The 13459-nt window shown below is 60.4% G+C and carries 13 protein-coding genes; 8 read left to right on the top strand and 5 right to left on the bottom strand.

What is annotated here, in order from left to right; all coding sequences use genetic code 11:
* Positions 1 to 56 precede the first annotated feature (56 nt).
* From CRD18_RS09150 to arfB, 3 genes are all read right to left on the bottom strand, one after another.
* Complete coding sequence (locus CRD18_RS09150; RefSeq protein ID WP_016422017.1) at positions 57 to 1727, bottom strand: ABC transporter substrate-binding protein; 1671 nt, start codon at positions 1725 to 1727, stop codon at positions 57 to 59.
* 222 nt (positions 1728 to 1949) lie between these two features.
* Positions 1950 to 2876, bottom strand: coding sequence for a pyridoxal kinase PdxY (pdxY, locus tag CRD18_RS09145; RefSeq protein WP_242458701.1), 927 nt, complete (start codon positions 2874 to 2876; stop codon positions 1950 to 1952).
* 40 nt (positions 2877 to 2916) lie between these two features.
* Positions 2917 to 3360, bottom strand: a complete 444-nt coding sequence (gene arfB / locus CRD18_RS09140) for an alternative ribosome rescue aminoacyl-tRNA hydrolase ArfB (RefSeq protein ID WP_070858377.1) — start codon at positions 3358 to 3360, stop codon at positions 2917 to 2919.
* Between the two features lie 139 nt (positions 3361 to 3499).
* Between arfB and CRD18_RS09135 the strand changes: the two genes are divergently transcribed.
* The 6 genes from CRD18_RS09135 (at position 3500) to CRD18_RS09110 (ending at position 9292) form a co-directional block, all read left to right on the top strand.
* A complete protein-coding gene (locus tag CRD18_RS09135) occupies positions 3500 to 4282 on the top strand; it encodes an SDR family oxidoreductase (RefSeq protein ID WP_187406675.1) in 783 nt (260 codons plus the stop codon).
* 16 nt (positions 4283 to 4298) lie between these two features.
* On the top strand, positions 4299 to 4979 hold the full coding sequence (locus CRD18_RS09130) for an alpha-ketoglutarate-dependent dioxygenase AlkB (protein ID WP_187406674.1): 681 nt from the start codon (positions 4299 to 4301) through the stop codon (positions 4977 to 4979).
* A gap of 33 nt (positions 4980 to 5012) precedes the next feature.
* Entirely contained in the window at positions 5013 to 6242 is a 1230-nt protein-coding gene (locus tag CRD18_RS09125; RefSeq protein WP_187406673.1) for a sensor histidine kinase, read from the top strand.
* Between the two features lie 52 nt (positions 6243 to 6294).
* The gene (locus CRD18_RS09120; protein WP_101687723.1) at positions 6295 to 7002 is read left to right on the top strand and encodes a response regulator transcription factor; all 708 of its coding nucleotides are present in this window, start codon (positions 6295 to 6297) and stop codon (positions 7000 to 7002) included.
* Between the two features lie 116 nt (positions 7003 to 7118).
* A complete protein-coding gene (locus CRD18_RS09115; RefSeq protein WP_070604626.1) occupies positions 7119 to 7862 on the top strand; it encodes an ABC transporter ATP-binding protein in 744 nt (247 codons plus the stop codon).
* Positions 7859 to 9292 carry a hypothetical protein gene (locus CRD18_RS09110; protein ID WP_048732383.1) on the top strand — a complete coding sequence of 478 codons (1434 nt, stop codon included), beginning with the start codon at positions 7859 to 7861 and terminating at the stop codon, positions 9290 to 9292. Before CRD18_RS09115 ends, CRD18_RS09110 begins: the two co-directional genes overlap by 4 nt.
* A gap of 23 nt (positions 9293 to 9315) precedes the next feature.
* On the opposite strand, the gene CRD18_RS09105 is transcribed toward CRD18_RS09110, so the two are convergent.
* Positions 9316 to 10497 carry a hypothetical protein gene (locus CRD18_RS09105; protein ID WP_187406672.1) on the bottom strand — a complete coding sequence of 394 codons (1182 nt, stop codon included), beginning with the start codon at positions 10495 to 10497 and terminating at the stop codon, positions 9316 to 9318.
* Positions 10498 to 10596: 99 nt separating this feature from the next.
* Positions 10597 to 11253, bottom strand: coding sequence for a peptide-methionine (S)-S-oxide reductase MsrA (gene msrA / locus CRD18_RS09100; protein WP_101687721.1), 657 nt, complete (start codon positions 11251 to 11253; stop codon positions 10597 to 10599).
* A 102-nt stretch (positions 11254 to 11355) separates the two neighbouring features.
* Between msrA and menE the strand changes: the two genes are divergently transcribed.
* Positions 11356 to 12504, top strand: a complete 1149-nt coding sequence (menE, locus tag CRD18_RS09095; RefSeq protein WP_101687720.1) for an o-succinylbenzoate--CoA ligase — start codon at positions 11356 to 11358, stop codon at positions 12502 to 12504.
* A gap of 56 nt (positions 12505 to 12560) precedes the next feature.
* Entirely contained in the window at positions 12561 to 13457 is an 897-nt protein-coding gene (locus CRD18_RS09090; protein WP_016422005.1) for a 1,4-dihydroxy-2-naphthoate polyprenyltransferase, read from the top strand.
* Positions 13458 to 13459: the final 2 nt, after the last annotated feature.

Genomic DNA, 13459 nt, shown 5'->3' with positions numbered 1-13459 from the left:
TGTGAGTGCGGGCGCGAGCGAGGGTGAGGACGTGGGTGTGGCTCGGCTTTTGTCATTTACTTGTGCCATGCCCCCAGGTTGAACCACGGGCCGAAGTTCAGGCCGTGGGCATGGGGCTCAAGGATGGCATCCGGGTGCGTGTAGCCACGGTCGCGCTCGACATAGACATGGTCAACGTAGACCAGCTGCAGCATGGCGGGCTTTTCGGCGTAGAGCTTCTGAATCTTACGGTAGAGCTCGTCTCGCTTGGCCTGGTCCGCTTCGACGCGCGCCTGGTCGAGCAGCTTGTCGATCTCCGGGTTGACGTAGTCGGAGCCGTTATCCCACTTGGCACCGGCACCCGGCTCAGCGTACTTGGAGTGCAAGATTGAGTAGATCTGGCCGTCGACGGAGTACGGGGTACCGCCTCCTCCCAGCATGACCGGGGTCTTGGCGTAGTCCTCGCGGGTGACAGACTTGGAATCACGGGCGACCGGATTGACCTCAATGCCGACCTTCTTCAGGTCGGAGGCTGCGGCCAACGTCAGGTCTGTGCGGGCGTGATCGCGGTTCGGGAAGTAGATGACATCGAACGCGGCGCGCTGGCCGTCCTTGACGCGGATGCCGTCCGAGCCCTTCTTCCACCCGGCGTCGTCGAGAAGCTTCTCGGCCTTCGCGGTGTCGTGCTTGATCTCGGCGGTCGGGTCGTAGGCGTCGCCGTAGAAGTCCGCGAGGAAGGTGGAGTTCGGCTTCGCGTGGCCCTTCATCACGTCTTTCGCCATGGCCTCACGGTTGACAGCCAGGTTGACCGCATTGCGGATTGCCTGGTCACCGGTGACCGGGTTGCCCGCTGGAAGGGTGATTCCGCGCCAGTCCGCCGAATGCGCCGACTCGACCTTGAATCCCTCCTGGCCTTCAAATTCCTGCGCCAACGCCGGCTCCATAATGGTTCCGTCGCCCTCGCCGCCGCGCAGCTGCTGAGCACGGGAGTTTTCGTCCTGATTGACTCGGTAAATGACTTTCTTCAGCTCAGGGGCCCCGCCGTGATAATCCTCGCGGGCCGTGAAGATGGCCTCGTCGGCACGCAAAGATTCGAGCTTGAACGGGCCAGTTCCCACGGGCTTGGTATTGAGATCTGAGTCCTCGGCGGGCTTCAAATCATCGAAGTTGAAGGCCTCCGACGGGGCGATGCCGTTGAGGAGCTGGTGATCGAATTCCGCGTACGGGATATTCAGCTCGAAGACGACCTTGTCTCCGTCGGCGTGCACCTCATCGAGCATTTCCCAGTTCGGAGCCTCAGAGGAGGCCGAGCGCTCGTCGAGGATGGCCTTGTAGGTCGCCACGACGTCCTCCGGCCCGAAGGTGGTCCCGTCGGAGAAGGTGATTCCGTCCTTGATTGGAACGGTCCACGTTTTGTTGCCATTGCTCGGCTCGGCGGGGCCGGAGGCTAGCAGAGGCTCAAAGTCGACGGGCTTCGTGGAGGTGTCACCCGACACCGGCTTGAGCCGGAAAAGGCCCTCGTAGACCGGGGAATCGCCGGACCTGCTGTAACCAGCAACCGGGTTGTATCCGCCGGTTTCGTTGTTATCCAGCAGGACCAGGGTCTGCTCGGCGCTGGCGCCGGAGTCCCCGGCGGCACCGGAGGCGGACTTATCATCGGGGTTCGAACAGGCGGTCAACCCGAGGCCACAAATCGCAAGTGCAGAGACCGAGACAGCCAGGGTTCGCCCCGTGCGGGTAGAAAACATTTACTCCCCTTTATTGAAGGATAGGCACAACTAAGTAGTAACCGTTTTCATTATCTACTCATTGGAAACTTTATTTCAATGGTTCAAAATCTTTTCTTCTTGTTGCGCAAATGTTTAGAACCCAGGTAAAAGGCAGAAAAATCCCGAAGACCTGGTACGACGATGGCGGCAACACATAAGTGCTGCCGCCATCGACTCCCCCCTATATTCGCTTATAAAGCGCTACGCTACCTTCGTAACCTCAAAACGCTGCTCCGGGTGGACGTAGGCCTCCTGCGCACGAACGAGCTCCAGCTCGCCAGAGCCGGACTCGTGCGTGACCTTTAGCAGCTCAAAGATGCTGGCCGCGGTGTTGCCCAACGCGACCGACAGGTCACCGTCAATACCGCGACCGCGCAGCAGGTTGCCCGCAAACAGCGCAGCCGTGACATCGCCGGAGCCGTTGCGCTTTAGCGGCAAGTATGGCGTCGCCACCAGCCATGCGCCCGAGCCGTTGACGGCGAGCATCTCAATCTCGCCCTCCTTGCGCTCCGGACGCAGCACGCTGGTGACCAGCACGGCCTCCGGGCCCATCTCACGAGCAGCATGGGCTGCCGCAATGGTGGACTCCAGGTCGTTGACCTCGCGGCCCGTCAGGTATCCCAGCTCAAACTGGTTCGGCGTAATCACGTCTGCCACCGGCACAACCTTGTCGCGCAGCAGCGGCGGAATGTCATCCGAGACGTGGCAGCCGCTCTTGGCATTTCCCATCACCGGGTCACACGAGTAAATGGCCTTCGGGTTGCGCTGCTTGGCCATCGCCACGGCCTCGATGATGACATCCGCAATATCGCTACCGCCCTGGTAACCGGAGATAATCGCATCGACGTCGTCAAGCTTGCCCAGCTCATCGATACCCTTGATAACCTCGCGCACATCCGTGGCCGGAATCATCGGGCCGCGCCACTGGCCGTAGCCGGTGTGGTTGGAGAAATCGACGGTGTGGACCGGCCACACTTCAAAACCTGCGCGCTGCAGCGGGAAAACGGCAGCGGAGTTACCCACATGGCCGTAGCTCACATGCGACTGGATGGACAGGATCGAGGGCACGCGGTTGAACTCCGCGACGGCTTCAGCTGCCTTTTCGGTAGGGACCTGATTTTCGTTCATTCCTCTATATTGCAACGGATGCACGAAAATCCCATATCCCCTAGTAGGCGCTGGGGCGACGTCGGCTGGCTTTGAGCTCGGAGCGGCGTTGCTTCTGCGCTTTACGACGCGCAATCGAGGCCCGACTCGGCCGAGTCCGCCGGCGCCTCGGAGGCGGTGGCTGCACGGCTTCCCGAATGAGATTCGCCAAGCGACGCCGGGCTTCCGCGCGGTTGCGTACCTGGGAGCGCTGCGTGGTGACGGACACGGTGAGTGTCGTGCCGTCGAGTCGGTGGCTGAGATTCTGGAGAGCGCGGCGGCGGTAGACGTCGGAAAGCACGCTGAGCTCGGCGATATCGACCGATAGCTGCACCTTGGAATCCGTGGTGTTAACGCCCTGACCGCCCGGCCCTCCGGAGCGCGCGAAGCGTTCGGTGAGCTCCGCCGCGGGGATGACGAGGCCCTTTGGGATGCCGGGACCTGGTGGGATGTTCAGGGGTTTCATGGTGGCCAGTGTAGAGGGCGCGTTTGTAATCAGGGCGCGTTTCCTCTAATCCGCGGTTAAACAACAAATACTCACCTAAGCTGGCAAATAACATTTATCCACTTATAAAAACAGCAAGAAAAGGCAGGATTGAGACACCATGGCCACTTCTGATTCCCCGTCCATTTTCATCTCCGGCGGCGCACAGGGCATTGGCCGCGCGGTGGCCGAGAAGTTCCTGGCTGCAGGCTGGACCGTAGGTGTCTACGACATCAACGAGGACGCCCTGGCGAAGCTCAAAGCTGAGCGCCCGGAGGTAATCGTCGGCAAGCTGGACGTGACGGACTTTAAGCAGTGGGAGGACGCGCTTGCGGACTTCACCTCCCACACCGGCGGCAAGCTGACAGTGCTGGACAATAACGCGGGCATCATCGGCGATGGCGATATCACCGACCAGTCGCCGGAGATTATTCGCGCGCAGGTGGACATCAACTGCACCGGCCTGACACTGGGCGCGAAGGCGGCGCACCCGTACCTGAAGCACACCAAGGGATCTCACCTGGTCAACATGGGTTCGGCTTCGGGTATCTACGGTCAGCCGCACATCGCGCCGTACTCCGCGTCGAAGTTTTACGTCTCGGGTCTGACGCAGGCTCTGGATCTGGAATGGCGCAAGGACAAGATTCGCGTCGTCGCAATCATGCCGCTGTGGGCGAAGACCAAGCTGGCGGACGTTTCCGCTGGTTCGACCCGCCGTCTTGGCGTGCGCATCACACCGGACCAGGTCGCTGATGCCGTATGGAAGGCAACGCACCCGCAGAACTTCATCGAGCGCCAGCGCCACTTCTACTCGGTGTCAGCAGCGGACTTCATCCTGCGCTACCTGGGCAAGATTGGCCCGCAGTTCCTGTCCCGCCCGGTTAACGCAATCATCGCGGGTTAGCAGGCAAACTAGACCTATGCTCTTTGATCAACTCCCGCGCGACGATGCCCGCATCACGCCGGGAGTTGTTCATCTTCCGGGGTGGCTTACGCTGGACCAGCAGTCGGACATCATCACGCAACTCCGCGACATCGCGCGCAGTCTGTCCGGAACGCCGCTGGCCATGACTCGCCCGCAGCTCAAAAGTAGTCAGATGCAGGTCTTTATGCTGCATCTCGGCCGCATGTGGGCCACCAATCCCTACCGCTACGTCACGCACGCAGGCGGCGTTCGCGTCCCGCCCGTGCCTGACAATCTGCTACAGCTCGCCACCGAAGCACTTCGTGCCGCCGCGCTTTACGACGAATCCCTCAACCAGTGGCCCTCCACTTTTCGGCCCGACATGGCGTTGGTCAACTACTACCCACCCGGGGCCACCATGGGGATGCACCAGGACCGAAACGAAAACTCCCCTGCCCCGATTGTGTCGCTCTCTATCGGCGATGAGGCTCTGTTCCGCATTGGAGGCACGGAGAACCGCAATAAGCCCTGGGATGACGTGACTCTCGCCAGCGGAGATGTGATTGTGTTTGGTGGTCCCAAGCGGCTTGCGTTTCATGGTGTGCCCAAGACTCGTCCGGGCACGCTGCCGGAAGGGTGCGGGCTTAAAGAGGGCCGCATCAATATCACATTCCGGCAAGTGGAAAACTCACACTAAACCGCGCAAGCCACCGACCGCTAGCCTAGAAACATGCAGCGCACCGCTTCCTCCATGCACGCACAGCCTGCCACCGCGCAGACCCCTGCCCCACTCGACTGGCACAGCCGGGTGCGTTTCTTTGTCGGCTCGTTCCCAGCTGCCGATCTCGCTATTGCGGCTGCTTTCCTGCTGTGCTGCTGGTTGAGCATGACGCCGCTACTTACTTATGGCCCGAGCTTCACATATGTCACCAATGTGATTCTGTCCGCGATGATTGCCGCAGCCGCAGCGTTTCGTCGTAAAGCAGTGCGCGCATCGTTTGTGGTTACGTACAGTGCCCTAGCGGGTCTCGCCTTGCTGGTGTGGCTATCCCCAGTGAACCTCGGGCTAGACCCCATTATTGTTGCTGCCCCACTATCTCTATGGGCTGTGACCAGGTGGGAACCGAATCGCACCTGGGGCATCGTTGGGCTGTTTTTAGGGTTGATTGGCAGCTTCCTCAATCCGGCAGTTCCTGCCTTCGGCTTTACCCCGGAACGACTGTTGGTCTTCGGACTACCGGCGGTGCTTATCACGGCGAGCGCGTACGCAGTGCCCCTGTGGCTGCGCATCAACGCCGAGGAACATGCCGCGGAGTTGGAAAACGTCGTGGCGCGCAACAAACTGGAGTTGTCCCGGGAGCTTCACGACGTCGTGGGGCACGGACTCACCTCTATCAAGGTTCAGGCCCAAACCGCGCTGTACCTGGCCGAGATGAATGACTCCCGAGCGAAATCCGCCGCTGAAAAGACCACGCTGGAAGGTATTGCCCAGACCGCAGAACAATCGTTGCGGGATGTGCATGCGCTTGTCGATGCACTACGTGAAGGCAGCGAGATTAGCGCTGACCCGAATGAGATTCCACGTCTAGTTGCGGCTGTTTGTCCGTCGGGTCGCGATGTTTCGGTGACTCTGCCGGAGTCTTACGAGGACCTGGCGGATTGGCCACTCGCGAAGCGACTGACTCTGGTGCGGGCAGTGACGGAGTTGGCCGCGAATATGGCCAAGCACTCATCGGGTAATGGTCAGCTGGCACTGGTAATCGATCCACCTGCCGACGCTGATGACAGCCCGGCGCGGGTTCATTTGGTGACCGCAAACAGGGCTGAAAGCGACACCTTGGGCCCCAAGAAGCGAGCTGGCGCTGGCCTGATTGGTCTGAATGAACGCGTGGCGCAGCTCGGTGGCGAGATGACTTATGGTGAAAGCGACGGCATGTTCCGCGTCAGTATTCGGCTGTAAGCAGTTCGACCGAAGCAGGGCTGACTGTCAATCCTGTCGAGAAAGACGAGCAATGGATGTAATTCGAGTATTAGTGGCTGAAGATCAGGCTCTGATTCGGCAGTCTTTCGCGCAGCTTATTGATGCCCACCCGCAGATGAAAGTCATTGGTGCCGTGGGCGACGGCGCCGAGGCTGTGCGTCTTGCCTCCGGAGCCGATGTGGTCGTCATGGACATTCGAATGCCCGTGATGGACGGTATCGAGGCCACCCGGCAGATCGTGCAAGGCGTGCCGTCCAGAGGTGCGGCTCGCGCTTCCACTCCGAAAGTCCTGGTGCTGACCACTTTCCGCGAAGAAAACCTGGTGCTCGGCGCTTTAGAAGCTGGGGCCGCAGGCTTTTTGCTCAAAGACTCCAATCCCCGTGAGCTGCTTTCGGCCATCATGCGTATCCACCGTGGTGAAGGAGTCATCGATCCGAAGGTGACGCCGATGGTGTTGCGGCATGTTTCACCGCGCGCACCGCACTCAGGACAGCCAGCGAGAGCGTTCTCGACACATGGCGCTGACTCAGACCCCACTCACACAGGAACCCAATTCACACCCCGCGAACAGGAGATTTTGAACCTCGTCTGCCAAGGGCTTTCCAATGACGAAATTGCTCGCAGGTTGGTTGTCGCCACGACGACAGTGAAAACCCATGTGAAATCCCTGTTGACCAAGACAGGCTCACGCAGTCGCGTGGATCTTGTCATTTGGGCTGCGAAAAACGGGCTGCTGTAGCTTCTCCTCGCTGGTACCGTCATCCTCGCTATCGCCTCCTCCCTAGGGAGGATATTTCCGCCACCTCATCCTCAGGGAGGGCGCGAACCGTGCCAAACACTCCTATTACTTAAGGCATGAACGCACCAACCCCCACCTCAGGCCCTTCCGCAGACGCCGCCGCTCCCCTCCTCCAGCTGCGCGGCATCACTGTCTCCTACGGCAAGAACGAACCTGTCCTGAACGGCCTCGATATGAACGTCCGCGCCGGCGAGGTCTACGGGCTATTGGGACTCAACGGCGCAGGTAAATCCACGTTGATGAGCACGGTGCTTGGGCTAATTCCCTACTCCGGTGAAATCAGCATCGCGGGACACCCGTGGTCCGTTGTCGACCTGGACCGCATCGGCGCCTCCATCAATGGCCCGGCGTTCTACCCACAGCTCTCAGCCACCGACAATCTCAAAGTGCACGCACGTCTGACCGGCACGGACAAGAGCCGTATCGCCGAAGTCCTCGACTTGGTCGGGCTTCATGCTGGTAACAAGCGTGGCCGCGCTTTCTCAACGGGCATGAAGGTTCGTCTTTCCCTGGCGATGGCGCTGCTCACCGACCCCGACATTGTGCTTCTCGACGAGCCCACCAACGGCCTCGACCCCGAAGCTATCGTGGGCCTGCGCACCTTGTTGCGAAATCTTGCCGCTAGTGGCAAGGCCGTCGTGGTGTCCTCCCATCAACTCGGAGAGGTCGAGAAGAGCGTTGACCACCTTGGCGTCCTTGCTGGTGGCCGACTGGTCTACGAAGGCCCGCTGGCTGACTTTGCGGCTGCTGGTCAATCCCTCGAGCAAGCTTTCTTCACCGCAGTAGGTGTTGCCCGATGAGCACTCAACCGCACACGCGCACTCTTAACACGCGCACCGTTCCTGCCCGCCGCTACTTCCGCGCCGAGCTACTGCGGGCAAAGTGGTCACTCACCATGTTTCTTCCCATCATCATGGTGGCAATCGCTCTGGTCAGCATGGTCTTTTCTAGAGGCGTTGACGCCACCGCCATGGCGAGCGCCCACATCTACTCGCTTATCCTGCTTCCTCCCCTGGCTGCTATTACGTCCGTCATCGGCCAAAACCGTGAAGAAAAACTCCGCCAAGGCGGCCTAATCTGGCGCAATATCTCGGGCACTCGAGTGCTCCTTGCCCGCGCAGCCACTGTCATTGCCTCCGCGGCCCTCGGTCACGCATTGATGGCTGCACTCCTTGCCCGGAGCGTGAGCACCGCATTGCAATTCACGCTCTTTAGCACGTTGTCATTCTTCGTCTTCTGGACATTCGGCCTTGCCCTATGGCGCCTTGTGCCACGCGCAGCTCTCTTCCTCGCTCCGCTCGCTTCCATCGCTTGGGCCATCGCAGGAACACTGGACGCCATGAGCCCAAACTGGAAAGTTCTCCCGTGGACCTGGGCAATCCGCCCAACGTTACCTATCCACGGAGTGCAGGCTAATTCCATCTCGGCTCCCGCCGACAGCGAGATCTGGAACATCGCCATCCTGCCGCCCGCGTTGCTGCATTTACTCCTCGGGCTAGGTCTATTTGCCATCGCATTGCTTGCGCACGGAAAATCTCTCAGCTTGCCGACGGGCCGGGAACGCAGCACTTCGTCGTTAAGCCATGGCATGAGCGCGACCCTTCCCTGGCGCACCTGGTGGAGTCTCGCAGCGCTGATGCTTGCCGGACTTGCGGTCGTGCGTGTGGTGTGGAACCCGGAGTATGCGCTGGGGCTGCTGAGTTTCGTCTGCGTGCCGACGGCCGCAACCGTGGTGGCCATCATGACATGGACTTCGCAAGCCGATGCCTGGCCAGCACTGATGTATCGGCGTGCGCGACGCAGCATCACGCTCCGACTGTTTGCCTTGGATATGGCGTTTCTCCTGCCGGTGCTGGTGGTTGCGGTGGTTATCAGTGGTGCAGGCGGCGAGACCAATAGCCAGACGGGCATTAACCCCTGGCCGTACCAGGCGGTAATCGCGTCTCTTGTGGCCGCGATGATTGTGGCCGTGACCGGCTTAATTGCGCGTCGAAGTGTGGCGGCCGCAATCTTTGTCTCGGTCGCGCTCGGCGGTTGGGCGGTGATGGTTGGCGGTGATGTCCTCAGCGCCTCACCGTTGTGGTGGACCTCGGAATGGGGATGGACTTGGGTAGTCCGTGATTACCCCGATCGGTGGCCAGTGATGGTTCTCGTGTCCGCCATTGTGATGGCGGCGTTCGTGGCTTGGGCTCGGGCGACATCATTGAAAGCGATCCGATCCCAAGACTGACGGCGGCGCTACGAGCAGCCCACCTACTCCTCGATCGCCTCGCGGACCTCTTCGACACTGAGGTTGGAGTCTTCAATCTCCTCGCGGGCCTCCTTGTTCCGGCCACGGCGGACCAGGCGGAAGATGCGCTTGCGGCGGGAAGTCTCTTCACTGATGCGCTCGCGGCCGCGCAACCAGGCAACAAGCATGACAGTAATGAGCAGCAGACCGATGTAGCCCAGGATTGGGTAGACCCAACCGATTAGGTTCTGGAAGCCCATGAAGCTCAAGGCGAAACCGAGCAAGACCAGCGCGACGTAGACAATCTTGAATTTTTCCGGGTGATTTGCGGTGACGCGACGCCCCAGTGCGTAGAACATGCCAAGTGCCGTGTTGAAGATCATGCCAAGGATTACCACGGCCATGGCCTGGCCCAGCCACGGGTGCAGTCGATTAATGACGGTGAGCATTGGCACGGCATCGGTGGCGACAGTACCAACAGTGTGGAACAGCGTGATGGTGGTAATCAGCAGCATCGCGGAGTAAATCAAACCACCGGTAAACCCACCGGCTCCAGCGGCGCGGGGATTGAACAGGCTACCGCCAATAACAATCGCCATGGAAACCGCAACCATCAGGTTAAAACCAACATAGTTCACTGCGGCGACAACCCAGTTCGGCAGGGTAGTCAGGACTTCCGCAACGGCAGCTGCCTGCTCCGCGGCCGGGGTGGCATCGGTGAACGCCAGCGTATAAACACTGGCCAGCAGGATAAAGCCGACGATAAACGGCGTGATGGAACCGATCACTGTGGTCACTCGGTCAACATCGAGGAAACCGGCTGCAATGGTCACCAACACCATGATTACGGCACCGATCCACACAGGGATGCCCCACTGCTGCTCCATGTTGGCACCGGCACCGGCGAACATGACGAACCCGGTGGCGAAGAGCGTGATAATCACGCCAATGTCCAGTACTCGCGAGAAGATGGGGTGCGATACGCGTCGGAAAACTTCGCCGTGCTCGCTGGCCTGAAAATAGCTTCCCAGCTGCAAAATGATCATCGCCATCAGGCTCATGATTACCGCTGAGAGAACGGCACCCCAGACACCATTGATGCCAAAGGCGACGAAGTATTGCATGATTTCCTGACCCGTCGCAAAGCCCGCGCCGACGACCACGCCGACGAAGGCAAATGCAACGCGCAGTACTTGCTTCACCACAAGGGTTCACTCCTATTCGACTATCGGATTAATATAACCACCTTACTTTTCTCAGTGAGTTTTACTAATCGCAATTAAGCGTTCTACGAAGTTTCGCCTTTAAATTCCGCAGGCCACGCCGGTCGAATGCACTGGGCAGTAGCCGTTCGGATTCTTAAACAAGTACTGCTGATGCTCATCCTCAGCCCGGTAGTACTCCCCTGCCGGGGTCTCCGCGAGTGGCTTAATCTCCGTGGTGATGGCCCCCAGGCCAGCGTCGGCAAGCTTCGGCGCGTAGGCATCGGCGATCTCCTGTGCCCGGCGCGCTTGCTCGGGCGTCGTCGTGTAGATCGCGGAACGGTACTGCGTGCCGACATCATTACCCTGGCGGTAGCCCTGCGTGGGATCGTGGGCTTCGAAGGCCTTGGCGATCAGCTGGTCGAAGCTAATCTGCTCCGGGTCGTAGACGACCTCCACAATCTCGGTGTGGTTGGTCCGCCCAGTGCAGGACTCGCGGTAGGTGGGATTCGGTGTCACGCCACCGGCGAACCCGACCGATGTGCTGAGCACGCCCGGTGTTTCCCAAAACAGCTTCTCAGCACCCCAGTAACAGCCGATACCGATGTAGACGACCTCCTGGCCATCCTCCCATGGACCGGTGATCGGCGTGCCGAGCACCGCATGCGGCTTTGGATTTTCCAATACCGGGTGCGAGCCGCCCTTTAGTGCCTCATCTTCCGGCACCAGCTCCGCTGACCTACCAAAAATCCAACCCATCTTCGACGCCTTTCTATCTATGACTGTCTTTGGTCTGCGCAACGCGCCCGAGGCCACGATTGTTCCGACCTCGCCACCAGAAACTACGGCACAACACGGGCTATGGTTTGGGTTGTGCGTACGCTCAGCCTGCTTTCCGTCAATCCCCACGACCCGACCGCCATCCTGCCCGACCTCCGCGCCGCGCTGGACGGTGAGGTCTCTCTTCTTCCCGTTCCGCTTCACGACGGCACGCGCGCCTCAATCTTGCGTAACTCGCAACGCGCAGGTGAGCCAATTGATGAATCCATCGCGCTTGTTGTCGGCACCTCCGGTTCCACCGGCACACCGAAGGGTGCACAGCTGACGGTGGATAACTTGGTCTCATCTGCTACCGCTACACATCAGTGGCTCGGCGGTGAAGGGCAGTGGCTGCTGGCGATGCCGGCCTACCATATCGCTGGCCTGCAGGTTCTCATTCGTTCGCTGCTCGCGGGCACGGATCCGGTGTGTGTGGATGTGACCGACGGTTTTGATGTGGCCGCATTCGCCGACGGCGCCGAGGCCCTCACAGGCGACCGTGCCTACACCTCGCTGGCTCCGATGCAGCTGGCCAAGGCGATGGCAGAACCCTTTGGCGCGGCTGCTCTGCGCCTCTTCGATGCCGTACTTGTCGGCGGCGCAGCTTTGAACCCGCAGGTGGCAGCACGCGCTGAAGAGCTGGGCATCAACGTCGTGACCACCTATGGTTCCTCCGAGACAGCCGGCGGCTGCGTCTATGACGGACAGCCCATCGAGGGCGCACAGGTCGCCATCGAAAATGGTCGTGTTTGGCTGGGCGGGCCGATGATTGCACACGGTTACCGCAACGCGCCCGGTCACGAGGCTTTCCATAAACCAGGTTGGTTCGCCACCTCCGATGCGGGCGAGATCCGCGATGGCCGACTGGTCATCACGGGCCGCTTGGACACCATCATCGACTCCGGCGGGTTGAAACTGCACCCGGAAGTTCTCGAACGTGAACTGCTCGCCATCGACGGAGTAACAGGTGCCTGCGTGGTCGGTGTGCCACACCCACGGCTCGGCCACGCTATCGTCGCAGCGTATGAAGGCACCGCTGAGCTCGGCGATATTATGGACGGGCTCGGCGATGCTGAAGACGCCGGGCGAATCAATCACTGGATGATTCCCAAGGACCTGCGTCGTGTGGAGGCTCTGCCACTGATTGGTCCGGGCAAGGTCGACCGGAAGAAAGTCGCGGCGCTCTTTTAGCTCATTCAGACACGCATTAGTTCAAGGCATTTGGTGTCACGTCCTATTATTAATTCATGTCTGAAGCACCAAAGAGTCCTGCAACGGCGTCGTTAAGCGATTGGCTGGAAGGCGCGCGCCCCCATACCTGGGCGAATGCGTTTGCGCCGGTCATCGTCGGTGTCGGAGCGGCATCGACGCACGCGCCGATTATCTGGGGACGTGCGGTGCTCGCGCTGGTTGTCGCGTGGGCGTTGATTGTGGGCGTGAACTTCGCCAACGACTACTCCGATGGCATCCGCGGCACTGACGATGACCGCTCGGGCCCGCTGCGCCTGACGGGTTCTGGTCTGGTCGAGCCGAAGGTTGTGAAGTACGCGGCGTTCGGTTCCTTTGGTGTCGCCGGTCTTGCCGGTGTGGCGCTGTCCCTGATGAGCGCGTGGTGGCTCATTCTGGTCGGTGCACTGTGCATCGCGGCTGCGTGGTTCTACACCGGCGGTAAAAATCCCTACGGTTATCGCGGACTTGGCGAGGTCTCGGTCTTCGTCTTTTTCGGTCTCGTCGCGGTGCTCGGCACGGAATTCACCCAGACGGGCTCGCTGTCTTGGGTCGGCCTGGCCTGCGCAATTGGTATTGGTTCGGTGTCTTCTGCCGTGAACCTGGCGAACAACTTGCGCGACATCCCCACCGACGCCGCTACCGGCAAGATCACCTTGGCAGTTCGCCTGGGCGACTTCCGCACCCGCATCGTCTGGCAGATTCTCTCCCTCATGCCCGCGCTGGCCAGCAGCTTTATCGCTTTCTGGCGCCCATGGGCGCTGGTGGGTCTGCTCATCGTGCCGCTGTGGGTGAAGGCCTCCGAGCCAATTCGCATGCATAAGAAGGGCAAGGAGCTCATCCCGGTACTGGGGCTTACCGGCAAGATGATGCTTGCCTGGTCCGTCATTACGGCACTCGCACTCGCGCTCAGCTAGGG

It is taken from the genome of Corynebacterium sp. LK31, from assembly GCF_014335015.1.
Classification (GTDB): Bacteria; Actinomycetota; Actinomycetes; order Mycobacteriales; family Mycobacteriaceae; genus Corynebacterium; species Corynebacterium jeikeium_D.
Note: the sequence above shows the minus strand (reverse complement) of the source record. Positions and strands in the feature narration are given on the sequence as shown.